Annotated in this window: 21 protein-coding genes; 3 read left to right on the forward strand and 18 right to left on the reverse strand. The window is 39.5% G+C overall.

Annotated elements, in window-relative coordinates; translation table 11 throughout:
- Nucleotides 1–906 precede the first annotated feature (906 nt).
- The 17 genes from nadE to JFU50_RS24960 form a co-directional block, all read right to left on the reverse strand.
- The gene (nadE, locus tag JFU50_RS24880; RefSeq protein ID WP_201180663.1) at nt 907–1,737 is read right to left on the reverse strand and encodes an ammonia-dependent NAD(+) synthetase; all 831 of its coding nucleotides are present in this window, start codon (nt 1,735–1,737) and stop codon (nt 907–909) included.
- A 35-nt stretch (nt 1,738–1,772) separates the two neighbouring features.
- Nucleotides 1,773–3,242, reverse strand: a complete 1,470-nt coding sequence (locus JFU50_RS24885; RefSeq protein WP_201180664.1) for a nicotinate phosphoribosyltransferase — start codon at nt 3,240–3,242, stop codon at nt 1,773–1,775.
- Between the two features lie 61 nt (nt 3,243–3,303).
- Nucleotides 3,304–3,855 carry a cysteine hydrolase family protein gene (locus JFU50_RS24890; protein WP_201224640.1) on the reverse strand — a complete coding sequence of 184 codons (552 nt, stop codon included), beginning with the start codon at nt 3,853–3,855 and terminating at the stop codon, nt 3,304–3,306.
- 14 nt (nt 3,856–3,869) lie between these two features.
- On the reverse strand, nt 3,870–4,634 hold the full coding sequence (locus JFU50_RS24895) for an NUDIX domain-containing protein (protein WP_201225183.1): 765 nt from the start codon (nt 4,632–4,634) through the stop codon (nt 3,870–3,872).
- Between the two features lie 204 nt (nt 4,635–4,838).
- On the reverse strand, nt 4,839–6,368 hold the full coding sequence (locus tag JFU50_RS24900; RefSeq protein WP_201224642.1) for an acyl-CoA carboxylase subunit beta: 1,530 nt from the start codon (nt 6,366–6,368) through the stop codon (nt 4,839–4,841).
- A 23-nt stretch (nt 6,369–6,391) separates the two neighbouring features.
- Nucleotides 6,392–7,174: an enoyl-CoA hydratase gene (locus JFU50_RS24905; protein WP_201180668.1), complete on the reverse strand. Its 783-nt coding sequence runs from the start codon at nt 7,172–7,174 to the stop codon at nt 6,392–6,394.
- A 19-nt stretch (nt 7,175–7,193) separates the two neighbouring features.
- Entirely contained in the window at nt 7,194–8,093 is a 900-nt protein-coding gene (locus JFU50_RS24910) for a hydroxymethylglutaryl-CoA lyase (protein ID WP_201224644.1), read from the reverse strand.
- A 17-nt stretch (nt 8,094–8,110) separates the two neighbouring features.
- Nucleotides 8,111–8,323 (reverse strand): acetyl-CoA carboxylase biotin carboxyl carrier protein subunit, encoded by a 213-nt coding sequence (locus tag JFU50_RS24915; RefSeq protein ID WP_053345955.1) that lies wholly within the window; start codon nt 8,321–8,323, stop codon nt 8,111–8,113.
- A gap of 71 nt (nt 8,324–8,394) precedes the next feature.
- Nucleotides 8,395–9,744, reverse strand: a complete 1,350-nt coding sequence (locus JFU50_RS24920; protein ID WP_201224646.1) for an acetyl-CoA carboxylase biotin carboxylase subunit — start codon at nt 9,742–9,744, stop codon at nt 8,395–8,397.
- A 12-nt stretch (nt 9,745–9,756) separates the two neighbouring features.
- On the reverse strand, nt 9,757–11,403 hold the full coding sequence (locus JFU50_RS24925) for an AMP-binding protein (RefSeq protein ID WP_242486012.1): 1,647 nt from the start codon (nt 11,401–11,403) through the stop codon (nt 9,757–9,759).
- Nucleotides 11,404–11,516: 113 nt separating this feature from the next.
- On the reverse strand, nt 11,517–12,659 hold the full coding sequence (locus JFU50_RS24930; RefSeq protein ID WP_201224648.1) for an acyl-CoA dehydrogenase: 1,143 nt from the start codon (nt 12,657–12,659) through the stop codon (nt 11,517–11,519).
- Between the two features lie 63 nt (nt 12,660–12,722).
- A complete protein-coding gene (locus JFU50_RS24935) occupies nt 12,723–13,334 on the reverse strand; it encodes a TetR/AcrR family transcriptional regulator (RefSeq protein ID WP_201225184.1) in 612 nt (203 codons plus the stop codon).
- 312 nt (nt 13,335–13,646) lie between these two features.
- Nucleotides 13,647–14,408, reverse strand: a complete 762-nt coding sequence (locus JFU50_RS24940) for a hypothetical protein (protein ID WP_201224650.1) — start codon at nt 14,406–14,408, stop codon at nt 13,647–13,649.
- Between the two features lie 28 nt (nt 14,409–14,436).
- Nucleotides 14,437–15,483 carry a cytochrome d ubiquinol oxidase subunit II gene (locus tag JFU50_RS24945; protein WP_056519298.1) on the reverse strand — a complete coding sequence of 349 codons (1,047 nt, stop codon included), beginning with the start codon at nt 15,481–15,483 and terminating at the stop codon, nt 14,437–14,439.
- A 15-nt stretch (nt 15,484–15,498) separates the two neighbouring features.
- Nucleotides 15,499–16,860, reverse strand: a complete 1,362-nt coding sequence (locus tag JFU50_RS24950; protein WP_201224652.1) for a cytochrome ubiquinol oxidase subunit I — start codon at nt 16,858–16,860, stop codon at nt 15,499–15,501.
- A 562-nt stretch (nt 16,861–17,422) separates the two neighbouring features.
- Nucleotides 17,423–17,929 carry an acyl-CoA thioesterase gene (locus JFU50_RS24955; RefSeq protein ID WP_056519293.1) on the reverse strand — a complete coding sequence of 169 codons (507 nt, stop codon included), beginning with the start codon at nt 17,927–17,929 and terminating at the stop codon, nt 17,423–17,425.
- 181 nt (nt 17,930–18,110) lie between these two features.
- A complete protein-coding gene (locus JFU50_RS24960) occupies nt 18,111–18,299 on the reverse strand; it encodes a hypothetical protein (protein ID WP_201180679.1) in 189 nt (62 codons plus the stop codon).
- A gap of 526 nt (nt 18,300–18,825) precedes the next feature.
- On the opposite strand from JFU50_RS24960, the gene JFU50_RS24965 reads away from it, so the two are divergent.
- From JFU50_RS24965 to JFU50_RS24975, 3 genes are all read left to right on the forward strand, one after another.
- Nucleotides 18,826–20,346, forward strand: a complete 1,521-nt coding sequence (locus JFU50_RS24965; protein ID WP_201224654.1) for a spore germination protein — start codon at nt 18,826–18,828, stop codon at nt 20,344–20,346.
- Between the two features lie 69 nt (nt 20,347–20,415).
- Nucleotides 20,416–21,456 (forward strand): GerAB/ArcD/ProY family transporter, encoded by a 1,041-nt coding sequence (locus JFU50_RS24970; RefSeq protein ID WP_342366365.1) that lies wholly within the window; start codon nt 20,416–20,418, stop codon nt 21,454–21,456.
- The gene (locus JFU50_RS24975) at nt 21,453–22,538 is read left to right on the forward strand and encodes a Ger(x)C family spore germination protein (RefSeq protein WP_201180685.1); all 1,086 of its coding nucleotides are present in this window, start codon (nt 21,453–21,455) and stop codon (nt 22,536–22,538) included. The genes JFU50_RS24970 and JFU50_RS24975 overlap by 4 nt, the downstream gene beginning before the upstream one ends.
- Nucleotides 22,539–22,767: 229 nt before the next feature.
- Here the strand turns inward: JFU50_RS24975 and JFU50_RS24980 are convergent, their stop codons facing one another.
- Entirely contained in the window at nt 22,768–23,415 is a 648-nt protein-coding gene (locus tag JFU50_RS24980) for a 3-oxoacid CoA-transferase subunit B (RefSeq protein WP_201180687.1), read from the reverse strand.
- Between the last annotated feature and the right edge of the window lie 11 nt (nt 23,416–23,426).

The raw sequence follows: 23,426 nt of genomic DNA on the forward strand, positions 1-23,426 counted from the left end.
AAAATTATATATATTAAATATACTCTACTTCAAGATATCTAAATATACAAATACTTTGTTTACCATTTTCCGATGCAAAAAGCGGTCTGGTACCTGTATATGGAGAATCCCTTTATATTAAATAGTCTTCCTATAAATGGAATTATAGTCTACAACTAAAAAAATCACCGCATACCTCTCAAAGTGTGCGATGATTTTATTGTTCATATTATTCTCCCTTTAGCATTCTCTGTGCCACTTAGGCCAGTTGGCTGGCATAAGATTTGATATCTATCATGGTTGTTGAAATCTCTTCTGTGACGGCTGACTGGTTTTCAGTTTCTGCGTTAATAGAAATAATAGTAGAACTAGAAAGACTGTAAGGGTTTTGTTCCAGAGGAATCGTCATCACCTCAAGTTTTAATACTCCTATATTAAAACAAAAAAGACTGTAGGAAAAAGTGTTTATTTCTAATTGTTAAAACAAAGTTGATTGGAACGGAAGGAGCGAGACTCCTGCGAGAAAAGCGTGTCCAAGGGAGACCCCACAGGCGCAAAGGCGCCGAGGAGGCTCCCTGACCGCCCGCGGAAAGCGAGTGTCCTACGTTCCAATCAACGTTCGAATTTTTACAACCCCTCAAAAAAACTGTAGACAAACTCGATTTTCATCGAGTTTGTCTACAGTCTGAATGGAACCTTTCACTTTAGGAAAGGTTCCATTTTTTACTGCTGGGTTTGGCCCAAAATGGGAATATTTGAAAATCTCATGATTGGTTTGCTTCCCCATAACCATAGTATTCTACTGCATCTTCTAGTAATATGGGCTCTAATAATAGAATCGTAATCCTGCATTTTCAACAGTGATTGGCGTTTATCATTCAATTACATGCTGAAGTCCTATCTTAACTAAGCTTCTCCATTATTCCTTCATTTCCACCAAGTATCGTACACGTTAATGGCTTCATTCCGTTTATGTTCGGTTTTTGTATACCAGCCTTCGATGATTTCGGCCGCTTCCGTTCTTATCTCCTTACCTTCAAGGTAATCATCGATTTCATCATAACTCACTCCTAAAGCCACTTCATCAGGAATCAGAGGTTTGTCATCTTCTAGATCTGCAGTTGGAATTTTCGTATATAGACGCTCAGGTGCTCCGACGAATTTCAGAATTTCTTTTCCTTGCCTTTTATTCAAACGATATAACGGGATGATATCCGCTGCCCCGTCACCATGTTTTGTAAAGAAACCGGTGATTGCTTCCGCTGCATGGTCTGTACCAAGCACGACACCTTTATATAGTCCGGCTAAATCGTATTGCACCTTCATCCGCTCACGTGCTTTGACATTTCCTCTTAAGAAATGGGATAGTTTTTCACCCGTAGCGTCTTCCACAGCCTTTACCGATGCATCCACTGCTTCCTTAATATTAACTGTTACCGTTTGACTTGGCTTAATGAATTTCAAAGCCAATTGTCTGTCATCTTCATCAGCCTGTACACCGTATGGAAGGCTCACAGCAACAAATTTATATTCTTTGCTGTTCGTTTCATGATTCAATTCATTGACAGCAGTTTGTGCAATATAGCCGCCTAGCGTTGAATCTTGACCTCCAGAAATACCCAGTACAAAGCTTTTTAGAAAAGCGTTTTTCTTCATATAATCTTTTAGAAGATCGACACTTTTTCTGAATTCAGCTTCAGGATTAATCTTTGGTTGGACAAGTAATTTTTTTACGATTTCATTTTGTAATGGACGCATTGGCATAGCCCCTCTTTCCTTATAAAATAGACTCGTTATTTCGTAAACATTCTCTCAACATTGGCTTTTACTTCATCTATATTTCTCATTTTATTATCCCAACAGTCCTGGCTTAAGTCGACCGGATATTCTTCAGGATTGAGTGCACGTAAGTACTCTGGCCATAATACTTGAAGATTTTTTTCCGTAAAGGTCTTGATTTCATCAATGGATGGTAATTCATAGATTAAACTTCCGTCCATAAAAATATCCTCATGCAGGTCCACCGCATCGAAATCAGTGACAAATTTACTTAGGAAAGTATGGACAGGATGGAACATTTTTAATTTTTCCTGTTCCTGAGGCTTTTCATATTCCATAGCCAAGTAGTCGCCTTCTGCATGGTGGTTGACTTTATTAATGATTCTGTATACTCGTTTTAGGCCAGGTGTCGTTACCTTTTCAGGGTTAGAAGAAATTTTGATGGTATCTCTCATATTCCCATTTTCGTCCTCAATTGAAACCATCTTATAAACGGCACCTAATGCAGGCTGGTCATAAGCCGTAATTAATTTGGTCCCGATTCCCCAAATATCGATTCTTGCTCCTTGTTGCTTCAGGTTGATAATCGTATATTCATCCAAATCATTTGAAGCGACAATCTTCGCATCATGGAAACCTGCAGCATCTAGCATACGGCGTGCTTCTTTTGACAGATAAGCCAAATCGCCGCTATCAAGACGGACGCCAATGAAATTAATTTTATCGCCCAGTTCTTTGGCGACACGGATTGCATTCGGGATGCCGGAACGTAGCGTATCATAAGTATCCACCAAAAATACACAATCTTTATGAGAGCTTGCATATTTATGAAATGCCGTATATTCGTCTTTATAGGCCTGAATCATGGAATGAGCATGTGTCCCTGAAACCGGAATACCGAACAGCTTACCTGCACGGACATTGCTTGTAGAGTCAAAGCCTGCAATGTAGGCAGCGCGTGCTCCCCATATTGCGGCATCCATTTCTTGTGCTCGTCTTGAGCCGAATTCAAGTGCAGATTCATCGCCAATTACTTGTTTGATACGCGAAGCCTTTGTCGCAACGAGTGTGTGATAGTTCACAATGTTCAACAGCGCTGTTTCTATGAGTTGCGCTTCACCAAGAGGTGCCTCTACACGTAAAATCGGTTCGTTGCCAAAAACAAGCTCGCCCTCTTTCATGCAACGAATCGTTCCAGTAAAACGGACGTTCTGCAAATAATCCAAAAATTCATCATCGTAATGTAATTCCGATTTTAAATAGTTGATATCACTTTCTGAAAAGCAAAAGTTCTGTAGGTAATGAACAATTTTCTCTAGTCCTGCAAAAATTGCATATCCGCTGTTAAATGGAAGCTTTCTGAAAAAAACCTCGAATACGGCCTTTCGGTTATGTGTTTTGTCTTGCCAATAAGTTTGAGCCATATTGATTTGGTAAAGATCTGTGTGTAGTGCGTAACTGTCGTCGTTGTACTTTTTTTCCATGGATAGTTCCTCCCAAAAGAGAAGCGGCCGCCTCTCTTCTATTCTGTTGCGTGAATAGATATTAAAGAATGGTTGCTCCAAGTGATCCTTTAAAATGTGTAAGTGCCCATTCGTGACCCGCACTATTGAATGAGGCCACTGCATTTTCGTAAACAAAGATATTATAGCCTAAATTGTAAGCTTCAATTGCAGTATGTAATATGCAGATATCGGTACAAACACCGACTAAATATACGTCGGTAATGCCCCGTTCCCTAAGTCTGATATAAAGGTCCGTTCCTGCAAAAGCCGAATAACGTGTTTTATCTATATAATAAACATTCTTTAGATTTTTATTTGTTTCATATTCCTCTTTTAACGTACCATAAAGGTCTCTACCCATTGTACCGCTAATATTATGTGGTGGAAACAATTTCGTTTCAGGATGTAAGCGGTCTCCTTCTTCATGAAGATCAATCGCAAATACCGTGTATTCCCCTTGCTTGATAAATTCCTTAGTTATACCGACCAGTGTATTTTCGATTTCCTGTCCAGGCTTTCCACATGTCAATGCACCGCAGTCTGCCACGAAGTCATATGTATAATCAATATTGATTAAAGCCTTTTTACCCATTTCACTCATTCCTCCTAATAATAAATAGAGTCCATGACAATCTCTGTATTAAATCGGTAAAGTTGTGAAGGCCGAAATGAATTACGTTTAGTTTTCTTCTGTAAGCCCTTTTCATCCAATACTTTCTCCAAGAACGGGAGCTTTGGGGCTTTTGCAAAAAAAAGTGAATCTGCACTGATTTTCGCATCATCCCTAACTGTTAGTAAAACACGTTGGAGTTCTGAAAGTGTAAATTCTTCTGGTAAAAACTTTTGAGCTATCGTTGTTTGCACCATTTCTTTTTTCATTAAATTTATCGCTTCATTAATAATTGTATAATGATCAAAAGCAAGTTTTAATTTTAAAGCTTCCTGTATCGTGAACAATTCCACCTCAGCTGCATCGTCATTCGCTTTTCTTTGATGAAGAAATTCTTCCTGAACAATTGCATAAAAAGCATTAGAGATAATCCACCCTCTCTGATCACGTCCCGGATGGTCATATACACCAAAATGCTTCACATGAAATCCTGTCACACCTGTTTCTTCTTTTAATTCTCGTTTGGCTGCCTCATAGGCTGTCTCGCCAGCATTCACAAAGCCACCGGGTAAAGCCCATTTATCACCTTCAACATTCGGGCTTCCTTCCCTATCTTTTGTAGCACGTTTGATTAATAATAGCTTTAATAACATTTCAGGCGGGGCTTTCTCGGCCGTCTTCTTGGTGGTAATCGTAAAGATCGCAATATCTGCTGTGTATCCATCTGGAGTAATATATTTCTTTTTTTCCTGCTGAACCATGGCAACTCTCACTTTCTTTTACTAAGACTGAAAACGTAGTAATTAGTAAATCATTAATTACTAATTATAGTACTCTTCCTTGATTAATATTGCAACACTTAACTTAGTAAAATTTTCATATTATTAGAAAAATCATTCATCATATTCTTCCGTACTGCAAAATAAACAGCCCGGTCAACATGACCGGGCTGTTTATTATATTTATTATACGGGATATACTCCGTGTTTACGCTCAGTAAATGTCATTTGCTTGCTACTATATGTTTCAAACCGAGCGCTCAATTCATCACGCAGGTCATTTGGCTGGATAATAGCATCAACAATCATCTCTGAGGCTAAGCGGTAAATATCAATATCTTCATTATACTCATTTCGCTTCTGCTCAATGAAAGCAGGTCGTTCTACTGCATCCATTGCACTGATTTTGTTAGCATAGACTGCGTTAACCGCTGCTTCCGCACCCATAACAGCAATCAAAGCAGTTGGTAAGGCGAGAACGCAATCCGGTTCAAAAGCAGGACCTGCCATCGCGTATAATCCGGCACCATAAGCCTTACGAACAACGACAGAAATTTTGGGAACCGTGGCTTCGCTCATTGCAGATATCATTTTCGCACCATGGCGAATAATGCCTGCCTGTTCGACCTTAGTTCCAATCATAAATCCTGGAATATCCGCTAGGAACAAAAGTGGGATATGGAAAGCGTCACATAAATTGATGAACTTGGCGGCCTTATCAGCAGAATCATGGAACAGAACCCCCCCTTTGACACGCGGCTGGTTGGCTATAATTCCAATCGTATGGCCATTTAACCTTGCAAGACCAGTAATCAATTCAGGGGCAAATAATTTTTTGATTTCGCAAAATGAATTACGGTCTATAATCCTGTCGATGAGGTCATACATATTAAATGCAGCATTTTGATTTTTTGGAATCAGCTCTTCCAGCGTTTTTTCAAATTCAGCAGGTAGCTCAGGTTTGGTAGCTTTCGGCTTTTGTTGATAATTTCCTGGAAAATAGCTTAAGTATCGGCGAGCAAAGGCAATGGATTCTTCTTCTGATTTAACGAGTACATCACCACATCCTGAAACGGAACAATGCATTTTCGCTCCACCCATTTCCTCTTCGGTCACTTTTTCGCCAATGACCATTTCGGCCATCCTCGGTGAACCTAAATACATGGATGCATTTCCATCAACCATAACAACAATATCGCAAAAAGCAGGGATATATGCCCCACCTGCTGCGGAAGGACCGAACAATAGACAGATTTGAGGCACTTTTCCAGATAGCTTCACTTGGTTGTAAAAGATCCGGCCTGCCCCACGGCGTCCAGGAAACATTTCGACTTGATCCGTTATGCGGGCACCAGCTGAATCAACTAAATATAGTAGTGGCAATTGTAACTTATCAGCGGTTTCCTGAATGCGGATGATTTTCTCGACAGTCCTCGCTCCCCAAGAACCTGCTTTTACAGTCGAATCATTGGCCATGACACAGACCCTCTGTCCGTTGATTTTGCCGATGCCTGTAACGACACCATCTGCAGGCAGCCCATCACTCGCACAATTTGCGAAGAAGGCGTCCTCGATTTCAACTCCTTCGTCAAATAGAAGCTGTAGCCGATCACGTACGAAAAGCTTCCCTTTTTCAGCATTTTTTTGATGATATTTTTCTAAGCCGCCTTTTTTTATCGTTTCTACCGTTTCTGTAAGTTTATCCGTCGTTACCATCTATGTTCCTCCTTCAATTGAAATCAATTACCCGTAAATACCGGTTTGCGTTTTTCCTTGAATGCTGACAGCCCCTCCAGTCGGTCACGGGTTTGCAGTGTTGTCTGATAGCAGTCCTTCTCGATTTGCAATCCAGTTTTCAAGTCTGTATCTGCCCCTTGATTCATGGCAGCTTTTGCCGCTCTTAGTGCTAAAGGGGCATTGACAGCAATTTCTCCAGCCAGTTTTTTCGCTTCCTCAAGTAGATGTTGAGGCGGGTACATATGGCTGATGATTTGCATGGCATGTGCCGTTTTAGCGTCCAGTCTCCTTGCCGTATAAATCAGTTCTTTCGCTGTCGCCATTCCGACAATCCGCGGCAACCGCTGAGTACCTCCACCGCCTGGAATTATTCCAAGCGCAGTTTCAGTCAGTCCCATCTTTGCCGTTTCAGATGCTATGCGAATGTCACAGGCAAGAGCCAGCTCAAGTCCTCCGCCAAAAGCGGAGCCATTAATTGCAGCAATGACTGGAACTGGAAGATTTTCAACCGCTGTAATCGTGTCACCAATTAGCTTTAATGTCTCCCTGACTTTCTCGTCATTCATCCCTGCTCGTTCCTTTAGATCTGCACCAGCACAAAATGCCTTTTCTCCAGCTCCTGTTATTATGACTGTCCGCAGATTAGACTGTAATTTCAATTCATTTAGTCCTTCGTATAAGCAATGAAGTAGTTCTGTGGATAACGCATTGGCAGCATCCGGCCGATTTAAGGTCACAATGGCAATTCCCTGTTCCTCATGACTAATCTCTACTATCGATGTCATAGTTTCACCTCATGTTTTTTTATTGCGCGTTATAGACAGCCATCTGATGGCTAGGCAATGGTTTTTCCAAGAAGCTTTGCATCATAGACGCTGCACCTATAAGTTTCCCTTGATCGATTCCCGTGTGAATCCCCATATTATGTAGCATATGAATCAGGTCATCCGTAGCTACATTCCCGCTCGCACCTGGTGCATATGGGCATCCCCCTAAACCACCGAGCGCGGAGTCGAAAGTTTTAATCCCATAATCTAGTGATTTGAGGACATTAGCGAGAGCCATGCCTCTTGTATCATGAAAATGGAGAGCAATTCGGTCTATATCGTATCTTTTTACAGCCTGTTCAAGGAATAAGGCTACCTGTCTAGGAGATGCGACACCGATGGTATCTCCTAATGATAGCTCGTTGATTCCGTTTTCAAACAGCTGATCACAAACCTTGAAAACCTGTTCGATTGAAACCTCGCCTTCATAAGGACACCCGAATACAGTTGAAACATAGCCTCGAACTGATTTCCTGCTTCTTGCTGCTGAATCGATAACTTCCTTTAATACAGGAAAGGTATCTGAAATCGTTTTATTTATATTCTTTAGATTATGGGTCTCACTTGATGACATGAAAACTGAAATTTCATCAATATCCGCTTCTAGGGCCGACTCCAATCCTCTTTGATTCGGAACAAGAGCCGCATAGGTGATATCTGGATTCCTATTGATACTTTTGGCTACCTCCACAGCATCACTCAATTGAGGAATCCATTTTGGATGTACAAAAGAAGTGGCTTCAATATAGGAAAGGCCAGTATCAGAAAGCTGATTGATCCAGTCTATTTTTCTTTGCGTCGGTATAATGACCTTTTCATTTTGAAGCCCATCACGCGGACCCACTTCTTTAATGGTTACTTTTTCAGGCCAATTCATTTTACCCCTCCGTCTCTTTATTCAATGACGGCCAAAACGTCGCCCTCATTTACGAAATCCCCTTCATTAACTTTAAGTTCCTTAACAGTACCCGCTTCCTCAGCAGCAATGGGGATTTCCATTTTCATGGATTCTAAGATTATGATATCCTGTCCATCGGTAACACTTTGACCTTCACCCGCTACGATTTTCCATACGCTTCCTGCCATACTTGCTTTTAATTCTGCCATATCATATTCCTCCAAATAATTTTAGTTTTTAGTAACGGATCGGTTTTCCCTCCCGATCCCCGACAAACAGTTTATACAGTAATTTTTTTAATATATTTATCAATAAAGTCCGTTGTTGTATCGCCTTTAGAAAAAGCTTCATGGACGATTATTTCCTTAAGTAGAGGAAGGTTCGTTTTAATTCCATCTATTTTATAGGTGTTCAATGCTTCTCTTAATCTATCGATGGCTTCATTCCTCGAACCACCGCTTACTACCAATTTGGCGATCATAGGATCGTAAAAATGTGAAACGACCGATGTGTTCTGAACGGCCAGTTCATGACGAATTCCTTCACCTTCAGGAAGTTTCAAACCGCTAATTTTCCCCGGTGCAGGATAAAAGGTTTTGGGATCTTCCGCATAAATGCGCACTTCAATAGAATGCCCCTCCCTTTTCACCTCTTCTTGTGTAAAGTCGAGTTTGTTGCCTGAAGCAATTTTAATTTGCTGTTCAACAAGATCAAGTCCTGTGATTTCCTCAGTGACCGGATGCTCGACCTGAAGGCGTGTATTCATTTCTAGAAAATAGAAGTTTTTATCGGCATCAACTAAGAATTCAAGGGTACCCGCATTACAATACCCGATAGCCTTCACCGCTTTTACAGCGGCTATCCCCATCTGCTTTCTTGTTTCTTCATCAAGAAATGAAGAAGGGGCTTCTTCTACGACCTTCTGGTGGCGCCTTTGAATGGAACATTCTCGTTCCCATAAGTAAACAGCATTTCCAAATCCATCTGCTAATACTTGAATTTCGATATGACGGGGTTTTTCAATCAATTTTTCAATGAACATGTCTCCATTACCGAAAAATAATTGAGCACGTTTTTGATTCCCTTCGAATGCTTTTAACAGTTCATCGGCATTTGCAACTGCCTGCATACCGATACCACCGCCGCCGGCTGACGCTTTCAGCATAACTGGATACCCTATCTTTTCGGCAACTGCCGCTGCTTCAGCGCTATCAATTAATGGCCGTGAGAATCCTGGCACTAATGGAAGCCCTGCTTGCTCCATCTTTTTTCGCGCTTCAACTTTATTGCCCATCTGCTGGATAACTTCAGGTTTGGGTCCAATGAAAATCAATCCAGCATCTTCACATGAGCGAGCGAAATCTGCATTTTCACTTAGAAATCCGTATCCTGGATGGATGGCATCTACACCGGCCTCTTTAGCTATTTCTAAAATCTTCTTGACGTTTAAATAGCTTTCCTGAACTCTGGACCCTCCCAATAAATAGGCCTCATCCGCATATTCTACAAATGGTGCTTCCGAATCTGCCTCGGAATAGACAGCGACCGTACTAATTCCCAAATTCTTGCACGTACGGATTACACGTGATGCAATTTCTCCTCTGTTTGCGATAAGAATTTTTCGAATCATTCGATATCCCCCTTATTTGGTACGTTCCGTTAATAGTTCAAGAGTTTGCTCCCGAAGCTTATACTTTTGAATTTTCCCAGATGCAGTCATTGGATATCCATCAGTAAATTGAATGTATCGAGGAATTTTGTGAAAAGATATTTTCCCTTTGCAATACTCTCTCAATTCTTCCTCCGTCAAGGTTTCTCCTGCTTTCAAAATGACCCATGCAGCTACCTCTTCCCCATACTTCTGATCGGGAACACCAAGGATTTGGACATCGACTATAGCAGGATGCTGATAGAGAAATTCTTCTATCTCGCGCGGGTATATATTTTCCCCACCGCGTATAATCATATCTTTCAGTCGGCCAGTAATCTTGCAATAACCGTTTTCGTCCATCACCGCTAAATCTCCTGTGTGGAGCCAGCCCTCCGAATCAATCGCTTGCTCCGTCGCTTCCGGATTATTATAATACCCCTTCATGACATGGTATCCTCTTGAACAGAGTTCTCCTTGTCTGCCCCGCTTGACTTCTTCTCCGCTATTAGGATCAATGATCTTCACTTCCACATTCGGAAGAGCCTTTCCCACTGAGGATACACGAAGTTCAATTGGATCATCGGTACGGGTCATCGTAATTCCTGGGGACGATTCCGTTTGACCATAGGTAATCGTGATTTCAGAGATTCCCATCTTATCCACCACGTTTTTCATAACTTCTATCGGACAAGTGGAGCCAGCCATTATTCCAGTCCGTAATGAACGTAAATCATACTGATCGAAGTCATCGAGATTCAATTCAGCAATGAACATAGTCGGCACCCCGTGAAGCCCCGTACATTTTTCAGCTTCCACTGTCTGTAGCACAGTACGTGGATTGAATTCTACGATTGGCACCATTGTGGCTCCAACAGTAACAGAGGCCATTGTACCAAGGGAACAGCCGAAACAATGAAACAGTGGGACGGGGATACAAAGCCGATCATTCTTTGTAAGCTTCATACAAGCTGCAATATTTAGCCCATTGTTGACTAAATTCGAATGTGTCAGCATGACCCCTTTTGGAAATCCAGTCGTCCCTGAAGTGTATTGCATATTAATGACATCCTCAGGAGCAAGGTCCTTCATTCGGATGTCCAGCATCTCCTCCGAAACCGATTCGCTTCCGCTTATGACGTCTTCCCACGAAAACGTACCAGGATAACGCGTTTCACCTAAGATAATGATATTCTTTAATTTTGGTAGTTTTTCAGATTGTAACTTTCCTGGTTTAGCCGTTTTCAATTCAGGAACTATCTCATAAAGCGTATCTATATAAGAATGATCCTTAAATTGTTCCATCAGGATTATCGTCGTTGCATCCGATTGATGAAGCAGATATTCGAGTTCACTTGTGCGGTAATTTGTATTGACCGTAACCAGCACACCGCCCATTTTTGCAGTTGAAAATTGGGAAATCAGCCATTCCGGTTTATTAGACGCCCATATGGCGATATGTTCCCCTTTTTCAATCTCAAGTGACATGAAACCGCGGGCCGCCTTCCGGCAAACTTTTTCAAATTCACTGTACGTATAACGAAGACCTAGTTCGTGATAAACTACCGCTTCATTATTACCGTATTCTTCAGCTGTCTTTTCAAGCAGTTTTCCGATAGTAACATCTAGCAAATCAGACATCAAACTCCTCCCAATAAGTAAAAGTAAGTATGTACGCTTCTTGCTGTATAGAAATAATCTGCCTTTCACCAAAATGAACAGAAGCATTTTGGTTCATTTGCGTTCTAAAAAGATTAACAGCCCAATTGTCTGGCGATTACGATTCTTTGAATTTCTGATGTCCCTTCCCCAATTTCTAGTAATTTAGCATCTCTTAAATAGCGTTCCACCTCATATTCCCGCATATATCCAGACCCGCCATGGATTTGAATGGCTTGATTGCTCGTTCGGAACGCAGTCTCACTTGCAAAAAGCTTAGCGAACGCCGCTTCTTTCGCAAAAGGTTTTTTATTGTCTTTTAACCACGCTGCTTTATATACCATATTTCTTGCTAATTCAATCTCCATCGCCATATCAGCAAGTTTGAATTGGATTGCTTGAAAATTTGAAATAGATTTACCGAATTGAACTCGCTCTTTTGAAAAAGCTAAAGCCTTATCAAAGGCTGCTTGCGCAATACCGACCGCCAACGCGGCAATTGAAATCCTTCCACCGTCTAAAGTGAATAAAAACTGTTTGAATCCTTTTTCTGGATCCCCCAATAAGTTCTTCTTTGGCACTCGAACATTATCAAGAATGATTTCACATGTATTTGAAGCTCGAACTCCCATTTTTTCATAATTACTATTAATTGTTATTCCCGGTGTATCCGTTGGGACGATGAATGCAGAGATGATGTTCTTGCCTCGACTGTCTTTTCCCGATACAGCCGTTACGGTGACAGTTCTGGAATAACTTGCATTAGTTATCCATGTTTTCTCGCCATTTATCACATATTCATCACCTTCTAATACTGCGGTCGTTCTTGTACCGCCCGCATCAGAGCCCGCATTCGGCTCGGTCAACCCGAAAGCTGCCAATGTTTCACCGGTCGTGATTGGAATAAGGTATTTTTGTTTCTGTTCCTCGGTACCGAAATAATAAATCGGGCTTGCTCCAAGTGAAACAGCTGCTGCATAGCTTAAACCAGTGCCTCCACAGGCCTTGCCAATCTCCTCAACAGCAATAGCATAGGAAATCGTGTCTCCGCCTGAACCACCATACTCTTCAGGGAATGGAATCCCCAGTAGCCCCAGCTTCCCCATTTTTTTGAATACATCCGCTGCAAACATGGACTTTGCATCCAGTTCTATCGCAATTGGTTTTATTTCTTTTTCAGCGAAATCTCTTACCATATCCTTAATCATCTGCTGTTCTTTTGTAAGTGAGAAATCCATTTCTTTATTCCCCTTTCTAATGAGACCGACTAGTTGGTCTGTGAAATGCAAGCGTTTTTATTGTTAATCCACAACCATCTGATTTTTTAGTAAATATGGCTGGGTTATTGCGTCTTTTTTTTGTTTATCTGTTAATAATGCCTGTAATATTAAATCGACGTAAATTTCTCCAATTTCCTCAATTGTTTTTCCCCCGTCCCTTTTGTACCATTTATAGGACCAGTTCACCATGCCTAAAATAGACATTCCGGTGATTTCAACCGGCAGTTCGCTGCGGAATTCACCCTTGTCTATTCCTTCTTGAATTACGGAAAATATGATTTCTTTATACATTTGACGCTTCTTTTTGATTGCTTCTACATAAGGTGGTTTTAAGTAAATGCTTTCTTGATAGAAAACTGAGATGTGTGGTTTATAGAGGTCAAAAACTTTAACAAATGATTGAATAATCTTTTGCATTTTTTCTGTTGGGTGGGTACTTGCTGAAATGGCTTCCTGTGCTTTCGTTAAAACATATGAAATAAAGTAATCATGAATGACAAATAAGAGTTCGTCTTTAGAAGAAAAATGGTGATAAAAACCACCTTTGCTTGTTCCGCACTCCTTTACAATTTCGTTAACGGAGATGCCATGAAAACCATGCTGTTCAAAGAGTGCCAGCGATGTTTCGATTATTTTTTCTTTTAACTCCGTAAGACAGCACCTCCTGTTGTATCCGCTTACATTTTATCCAGTAATATTAAGATAAATAGTATGATTATACATAAACTGGATTTATTTAGATTTTACCAAATATTTTATATTTGTCAATTTTTAATTACAAACTAAAAACAGCTCTCATACTTAAGAGCTGTCTCCTATTTTATTCAAGCCAATAATGCCTTGGTGATACATAGCAAACAAGATGTTTGAATTCAGAATAAGTTGAGTGGAATTAACTCCTTTAGTGTTTCAAGATCCCACTCCGCCTCAAGCCTTGTGCACTAACTACTCTTTCTTCTTTACCTTGATTGGTTTAACCTGGGCCTTTACAAGTTTCCACCCATCGTTGTAGGTCCATACTGATTTAATCTCCATCAACGGATCACGCTCGTCAGCCCCTTTCACATATTGAACCCCCACAAGGCCCTTTCCTTTTCCAAAAACGGTCTTGAGGTTCAATGACGAGTAGGGATCAACCAAAAGCTCGGTCGGTTCATTCAACTTTCCATCTTGATAAATACCTAATTCTTCATAATCTTGTTTTCTTGAACTGACATCTATCACCACAGGCTTTTGCCCTTCAATAATGATTTCCGCTTTGTAGCCGTCAAGAAATTGAGCCATTACAGGAACAGATGGCGGAACCTCTAATTCCTGAACTTTTCCATCTTTGAACGTGAAGGCATAACTATTTAGTAAGCGATCAGTACCTTCCATCAAAACCGTGACTAAAACATCCTGAACCCCATCATTATTCAAGTCAGCAAGCATGAGGTCGGGATTATACCCTGCTTTTAGAGGTACGCTAATTGTACGGCGGTTGCTTTCAACACTCAGCTCTATTTTTTTAAGAAACTTGCTTCCTTTCTCATACGGCAATCCTTGAACCTGGATGATATCTATTTTTTGGTCACCTGTGACATCTCTTTTTGTCGAAATATAGGTCCCATCAACTTGAAAATTTTTATCATGTGCTTCAACTGCTTGATAACTTAAAAAGAGTGAGATGACTAAAACCGCATATTTTAGCAAATCTAACTTTTTCATAGTGATAACCTCGCTTTTAGAAGATATACTAATTCGTCATTTGTCGCCGTTTGAATTTTCGACGTTGATCTTTCATAAAGATGGACCAGAAATAATAGAAACCTGGAACTAAAATCGCAAAGCCTACAATATATGTGGCAAACACTGCCCGGAATGACGTCGGGTCGGTAAAACCTGAGAGGATTGTTACATTCGGATAAATGATATATGGCAAATGAGCAATCCCATAAACATAGCTGCCGACCAAATACTGAATGATAATCGCTATGACAGCGATTCGCGGCATTCCTTTAACCTCCCGTTTGGAAAAATAAGGAAGATATAGAGCCACTCCGCTAATGATAAAAAAGACTAACGAAACGAGTAATAATGCAGAGTTTTTCATCATCCCCTCGTAGAGCCAATTCGCTTCACTTTTTAATGTAATCATTACCATCATAGCCATGACTAACATAAGCGGCCCCGTTATCATCGCGTCCCGCCGGTATATTTTATATGCTTTCATTTCATCAGCCTGTTTTGAGTAATCAGATAGAAGTAACGATGATAAAAACAGCGTGCTCAAAATTCCGAACCCCATAAAGGCATATTCATTTGGACTTGTGAAAAGCTTGAAAAGATTAAGTTCTTCATTTCCTCGCATTCCTTCAACAAACCCAAGATGGGTAATCGGCAAAACACTGATTAATAGCCCGGGAATGATTAATCCAGTTAACCCCGATATATACGTTAATGCTTTTTCATACTTGTCGACACTATGTGAAAAAACTAAGAACGCACTCCTAATACAAAGAAGCACTAAAATTAAACTGGCGGGAACAATTAATGCTACCCCAATGGTAAAAACTGCCCCCGGAAACAAACTATAAATGGCAATGACAAGGCCAACTACGAAGGTATTAGTCACTTCCCATGTAGGAGATAAATAGCTGTTTGCTATCTTTGTAGCATTCGTTTCTTCCTTTTTAATGTAAGTCATTGCCCAGAAACCAGCTCCAAAATCCATCGAGGCCATAATTGCATAAAGAAAAATAAAACCCCACACTAGCGTTATTGCAAGAAGTGCATCACTCATTGGCTTTCCCCCCTTTTATGAATTAGAATCGAACAGCCTCTCATCTTTCTGTTCGGCTATATATATATCATCCATCACAGAATGACGTTTGAAATAATACAAAAGTGTAAACACGACGGATACGCATAAAATGATATATACAAGAATGAACATCGTGAATAAAAACCCTAGATTTTCATATGAAGTTACTGAATCCGCAGTGGAAAGCATCCTGTATATCGTCCACGGCTGTCTGCCTGTACAAGCAAAAATCCAACCGCATTCTATCGAAATCACCGATGACGGGCCTGCAGCAACAAACAGCCATAGAACCCATCTGGGATAAGTATCCTTCTTCAACCACTTATTCCAGACTAAAGCGAACAAGGCTAAAGCGATTAAGCCTGAACCAATAAGGACCATAGCATTGAATAAAATATGGACATAAAGCGGTGGCCAATACTCTTCTGGAAAATCGTTCAAACCGGTAACGACTGTATCAAAACTATTGCCTGATAAGAAGCTTAATACCCATGGAAATTCAATCCCATACTTCACTTCCTGAGCTTCCCTGTCGGTATAGCCGAATAAAGTAAGTCCTGCATGGTCCTTTGTTTCAAACAAGCCTTCTGCGGCCGCCAATTTTTCCGGCTGTTCCCTATATAAATGCTGGGTCGTCGCGTGACCGTTAAGTGCCGTCAAAAAAGAGAAGACCAATCCTAATACAATGCTGAGCTTTAATGCTTTTTGGTGAAAATTAAATTCAGTAGTACCAAATTTATTCTTCAACATCTTATAGGCTGCAACTGCTGCTACGACAAAAGCACCTGTCGTATAAGCTGTCAGTGCAGTATGTCCTGCTGTTACTAAGAAACTTGGGTTAAAAAAAGCCGCCCAAGGATCAACATCGACAATTTCCCCATTTTCAAACCGAAACCCAGCCGGTGTCCCCTCAAAAGCATGTACATTAGAAATCAAGACAGCTGATGCCATAGCTCCAAAAGCAACAAAGAATAAACTCACGACACGAGCCCATGGCTTGATTTTTTCAGCAGCATACACGTAGATGGACATGAACAACGCTTCAATCATAAATGCATAAATCTCAATCTGGAACGGAAGCGCCATAACTCGCCCAATCACTTCCATGAATCCAGGCCATAAAAGTGACAGTTGTACACCCGCAATCGTACCAGTCGGAATCCCAACCCCAAGCAACACCCCTAATGTTTTAGTCCATCGTTTCGCCATGACAACATACTGTAAATCTTTTGTCCTTTGGTACATCAATTCTGCCGCCAACATCATCATCGGCAACCCGACGCCAATCGTTGCAAATATGATATGTACAGCCATATTCGTCCCGAACATCGCACGGGCCATTTGTATATGATCCATACTGTCTTCCTTTCTAACCTTTGTCTCCTGATAGTATCTCCGCATAAAAGGAAAATATTTAATAAAATCCCACATACTATGTTTCCTGAGTTTTTGTCGGAATTTTGTAGCCTGTTTACCGTCTTTTGAGTATTAGAATATATTTATTCTGTCGAGGTTATTCTTGGGATATATTATTTCCAGTTGATCGCTTCTTAACCTAGCTTAGATTGCATGTACGAACGGCGATTTTATTATAGCTGTGCAAATAATAAATATTTCCTTCTCATAAAAATACACACATACCCTACATTATAGTAGTCTATGTGTGTATTTGCGGTCGGCATTGACATTTGCCCAATTTTAGGAGGGATTTTCACAAACATCAGATTAAAAGCACGGGTACTAGCCTATATATGTATTTTATATGTCAGGATCCTAAATACCCTTTGAACCTTCTTATCAATCACTTCCTGTGAATAATAAATCATCCTGTAACTGAATTAACATTTTTTCATTCCTTACATTTTGATTTATTGTCTTTGCACCTCGTAGGTTATAAGTTTTATCTTCTATATGAAAGTTAAGGATAATCTACATTTAAAAACGTAGCCACATCTTTGCTTTTTTGTTTTCTCTGTTTCCGCATACTTGCTCGATCTAATGCCGTTTCATGTAATTTTTTTTCTTCTTCTGTTTCCGGAATAACTTGTGGAACACGTGTTGGACGTTTATGTTCATCAAGTGCAACAAATGTTAATAGAGCAGTCGCTGCAATTCTACGTACACTGCTTTTTAAATCTTCAGCAATAATTTTCACAAATACCTCCATTGAAGATGTGCCTGTCCATGCCACATAAGATATAAAACATACTGAATCTGTTGTACGAATGGGATGTAAAAAGTCAACTGAATCTGTTGAAGCAGTTACACATTCTCTTCGGCTATGACGTGCTGCAGAAATCGATGCTACTTGATCTACGTCACTCATTAACCGGCCGCCAAATAATGTATTATGATTGTTCACATCATTTGGGAATATACGACTTGTTCTTATCACCCTTGATTCTCTGCAATATTTAGCTTCTATAAACCCGTCCTCCTAAACATGGGACCTAAAATCACCTATGTAAACTTTTAGTATATGGTTATATTATGATACAATTTTGAGCTTTTTATCCTTTAAACACTATCGGCCTACGTAGCCTAGTGTTCCGAGAATGCGCAGCTTACTTTTTAATATCATTCACCAATTTACTTTATAGGTGTGGCTAGTTTTGAAGTGCTAGCCAGCCCGCTACCCACCTTTCATAATAATCATCTGGAGACTGCAGCAGATTCGCTTGAACAGCTGCTTGTCCGATAATGACACCACCAACTACATCATCCTGCATAACCATTAGAGATTTTAGATTTTCCAGCTTTTGATCCAATTTAATATGCAAGGTTTTGCTTCTCATGGTGAACTCCTTTGGTTAATCGAGTTAAAACTAGTTCCTCTTTTTCCAGTTTTATATACGAAAGCGTGCAATCATTTAGACCCTAGTTTTAAGGCGTTTACAATAACATCAATTTTCAAGACAACATTCCCCTTCTTCCTTTGGAGTATGCCCATGATACCAAATGTCAGATTGTATTTTAGTTATTGTTTTCTTAAGAAAAAATCTCTTAAAATGAACAACGATAAAAGACACATTCTTAACTCTTAATTTTGAATCGATATATCTTACACAGTTTTCTATCATGCTGAAAATCAATCTTGACTACACCTCAAAACATTCACCCATCCTTTCGTCGATTAATAATCCTTCTTTAGAATAAAATGATTTCCGAATGACACACTTTACGCATAGGGCCTAGTGGCTCTATTCGGCTTTGTGGCAAGTAATGTACCATTTACGAAACAAGTTACAATTATATTCTAATAAGGTTAATATGGGATGTAATTGGAATAATAGGATAATAAGCTTAAGTTTAGAGGTGGAAATGTTGTTTAACCGCAGAAATTCCCAAAAAAACTTAAATCAAAAAGACGATTTTAATAAGGTTTCCGATATACGAAGCCTATTTAATTCCCTTTCGTCATCAAATGATTTTATAAACCATCAAGGCAACTTAAAAGGAATTGGCTATTGGGTATCTTTTTATCGCTCTTTAATTGACGGGCAAGAACTACATGAGAGCGTACTATCTGTAATACCAACTTTAGAAACGATTAGTTTGGAACAAATTAAAGAAAATATCCCCATAGAGAATACTCTAATCACTTGCACTAGGAAGGTAATTGAAGAAAGGATAATGAGAGGCGAAATTGCCATTCGTTTAGATACCAACCTCGATGAGTGTTTGTTGATAAATATTGCCTCCAAACAAGGAAGACAAATTGGTAAACCCGAGCTTGAATTTGGAATCATTAGTCCTCAAGAAGCTTTTGTCGAAGATATTGATATCAATCTGAATCTAGTGAGAAAAAGACTGCCTATCCCAGAGTTACAAGTAAATGAATTAACTGTAGGATCCTTATCTAAAACAAAAGTAGCTGTTATATATATAGAAGGAATTGTTGAACAGGAAAATGTCGATACCGTTATACAACGAATCAATGAAATAGAGTTCGATGAAATTTTGGATGGATCCAATCTAGCGCAAATGCTTTATGATGATTCAAATACTCTATTCCCACTTTTCTTACATACGGAAAGACCCGATCGGATTGCAAGTGCTTTGTCTGAAGGTAAGGTAGCCATGGTGATAGATAGGTCTTCTTCTGCACTAATTGCTCCAACCATTTTATTGGAGTATTTTATTACCATGGAAGATTATAATATGCCCTGGGTTCCAGCTTCCGCTTTCCGATTATTAAGAATATTCGCGGTCATTTTTTCTATATTCGCTACACCTCTTTATGTAGCCGTGCTGACCTTTCATTATGAACTGATTCCTAAAGACCTTTTGGAGACGATTGTTGCTTCAAGGAATTTGATACCTTTCCCTCCTTTAATTGAAGCTTTATTCTTAGAGATTTCAATTGAACTGTTAAGGGAAGCCGCTGCCAGGTTACCAACAAAGGTAGGTCAGACATTAGGTATCGTCGGCGGTATTGTTATCGGTCAGGCTGCTGTTGTGGCTGGACTTACCAGTAATATTTTATTAATCATTGTCGCCTTATCGGCACTAGCATCATTTGTAACGCCAATTTATAAAATGGGAAATGCTATTCGATTACTTAGATTCCCCTTTCTACTAGGGGCACAAATCTGGGGTTTGCTTGGGATAACCCTTGCTTCCGTGTTTTTAATGACACATCTTATTAAGTTGACTTCAATGGGACATCCTTACCTAGAACCAATATACCCGTTTCGCATTAAAGATTGGAAAGACAGCTTTGTTCGGCTTCCTTTTAATTTTTTCCAGTCACGACCTGTAAATTTACGAACAGAGAATGTGACAAGACAACCACAAAAGCAAAAAACATCAAAAAAAAGAAAGAATGATTTTAATGAGTGATAAAAAATGAGGGTGCTGTATGAACCAAGCTGGTGTAAATGATAAATATAAAGTATCACCATTCTATGTATTTTTTTAGTACATTCCATGCAAACAGGCATAGGTGTGTTGAGTTTCCAAAGAGTTTTAGCGAAGTCGGCGGGGACGGACGGCTGGATCTCCATAATTCTAGCAGGGCTAATTGTTCATATTATGATTTGGATCATCTATAAAATATTCAGTATCGTTCCAGGGGATATCATTTCCGCCAATACACAGGCATTAGGGAAATGGCTTGGGAATTTTTTCAGTCTGTTATTCATCATTTACTTTTTGATTCTTGGGATGACAGTAATAATTAGCTATATAAATGTCGTACATGTTTGGATGTTTGAAGAAGTACCTTCCTGGGCATTTGCTCTAGTGTTTCTAATTCTGATTTATTACATAAATTCTGGGGGGTTCCGAACTGTTACCGGCGTTACCTTTTTAAGCGTATTGTTGACATACTGGCTTCTATTTGACCTCATCTATGCTATGAAATATGCTGAATTTACGAATTTGCTTCCTATTTTTGACCACAGCATTTTAGATATACTTAAAGGAGTACAAGATAATTCATTAACCATGATTGGATTTGAAATGATTCTGATATTTTATCCGTTTATCAAAGATGCTAAAACTTCACAAAAATATGCCCATGGAGGTGCCTTAACAACTACGTTACTGACCGTGTTCATTTATTTAGTTTCACTGGTCTTTTATTCACAAAAACAGTTAGTCCTGACTATTTGGCCGACACTGACAATGACTAGCGTTGTCGAGTTGCCCTTTATTCAACGTTTCGAATATATTGAGATCTCTTGGTGGGCCTTAGTTATCATACCCAATATGACCATTTCATTATGGGCTGCCAGCAGGGGATTTAAACGCTTATTTAATGTTCAGCAAAAGTATCCATTATGGTGTATGAGTATTATTATTCTGCTTATCAATATTTTTGTTTTTGATATGGATTCCCTTTATATTTTGAATAAAATTATCAATCCATATGGCCTGTACTTCATTTGTTTATACTTGCCTCTTCTTTTGTTAATCATCTATACAAAGAAATTGAGGAAACGTTTATGAGAAAAGTACTTCCTGTTATCCTAATCTATTCACTTCTTTGCAGCTGTGCACAACAGAAAGTAGTCGACGAAGTGAATATGGCCCAGGCTATTGGCTACGATTTAACAAAGGATGATATGATCGAAGGAATGTTCGTCATCCCCATCTTTCAACAAGAAAAGATGGGGAAATATCAAATCTTAAGTGGAAAATCAACGACAACGAGTGATGTTCAAGCTATTGTATCAAAAAAGGCAAATAAGCCGGTGCTCCTTGGACAGACACGAATCGTTTTTTTTAGTGAGAAAATCGTTCAACAAATTGGAATGACAGAGCTAACCGATTATATCTACCGTGAACCCCAACTTGGGAACAGGGTTATTTTGGCAATTGTCGAAGGGAAGGTTAAAGATGTCATTTATACAAAATCTCCTAATAGCAATGTGAATATTGGCATTTTTTTAGCCGATTTAATTACTCAACAAAAAGAATCTGGTAACGGACCGGATACTAATCTCCATATTTTTTTAAAGGACGCTCTAGCAGATGGCGGAGATGCGTTTCTTCCGTTATTAAAAAAACGTAATAACGATATTATGGTTTCTGGAGTAGCATTGATACACGAAAATAAAATAGTGAGTAAAGTGAAAACCCAAAATATGTTTGTATTTAAGACTTTAGTTCAATCCCATAAACGAGGAATTTATAAATTCAGTTTAAAAGATAAGAAAAAAAGCGAAATTGTGGTAGAGAGTATCCGAAGTGGTTCAAGTTATAATGTTTCAAACTCAGGGAGTGACCCCTCGATCACGATTAAAATCAAAATTGAAGGTCAAGTAAAGGAATCCATGAGAAGTGAAAACCTAACAAATAGAAAAATGATTAAAAAAATTGAAATGGCAATGAAACAGGATTTAACTAGGGAAGCTAACAAACTTATTAATGATTTTCAGAAAAAAAACATTGATCCGATTGGCTTAAAGGAGAAATATCATGCCAAAAATAAAAGAATGACATATGAAGAATGGAAAAAGATTTATCCTAATATGACGATAAAAGTAGAAACTGAAGTTCACATTCTTCAAACTGGCGTTTCGGAATAAGGTCAATTAATAGATGAAGTAAATGGCATCTAATTACAACCTCTTTATTCCTTCAAAGGAGTTGATAAAGGTAATACTTTTATGACCCGATAGGGCTAAATTAATATTTCACAAAAGGTAAAAGAACAGAGTGAAAATTTCACTCTGTTCTAAAAATAGAGATATCACCCTCTGAAAAATGAGGATCTTCATGGAACGAAAAAACCATAGTTCAAATTGACTTTTTTACTTACCCCTTTATTTCTAAAGACGAGCTTACAGTAAAGTCAGCCTCTGTATTGCGTTTCACTTGATCAAGTGTAACGCCGTTCTGCAATTCGATCAATTCCATACCTGCTTCTGAAAATTGAAAAACAGCCAAGTCAGTAATCAGGCAATGGATGACATTCTCTCCCGTCAATGGCAGTGTACAGCTCTTTTTCACTTTTGATTCCCCATGCTTGTTCACATGATCCATAATGACAACGATTCGTTTTGCCCCTTGGACGAGGTCCATCGCCCCACCCATTCCTTTTACCATCTTCCCAGGGATCATCCAGTTAGCTAAATCCCCTTTTTCGGAAACTTCCATTCCACCTAAAATGGCAAGATCGATATGTCCGCCGCGAATCATCGCGAACGACTCAGCACTATCAAAAAAGGAAGCCCCGGCTTTTGCCGTTACTGTTTCCTTTCCTGCATTAATCAGATCCGGATCCACTTCATCTTTATTTGGATAAGGCCCAATTCCAAGTAAGCCATTTTCTGATTGAAGCATGACATTGAGGTCACCAGGAATCATGTTAGCAATCAAGGTCGGCATGCCGATTCCTAAATTCACACACATACCATCTTGGATTTCTTTTACGGCCCGTTCTAATATTTGTTGTCTTGACATTCGAAAACTCC

The sequence above is a fragment of the Peribacillus sp. TH14 genome (genome assembly GCF_016651145.1).
Lineage (GTDB): Bacteria > Bacillota > Bacilli > Bacillales > DSM-1321 > Peribacillus > Peribacillus butanolivorans.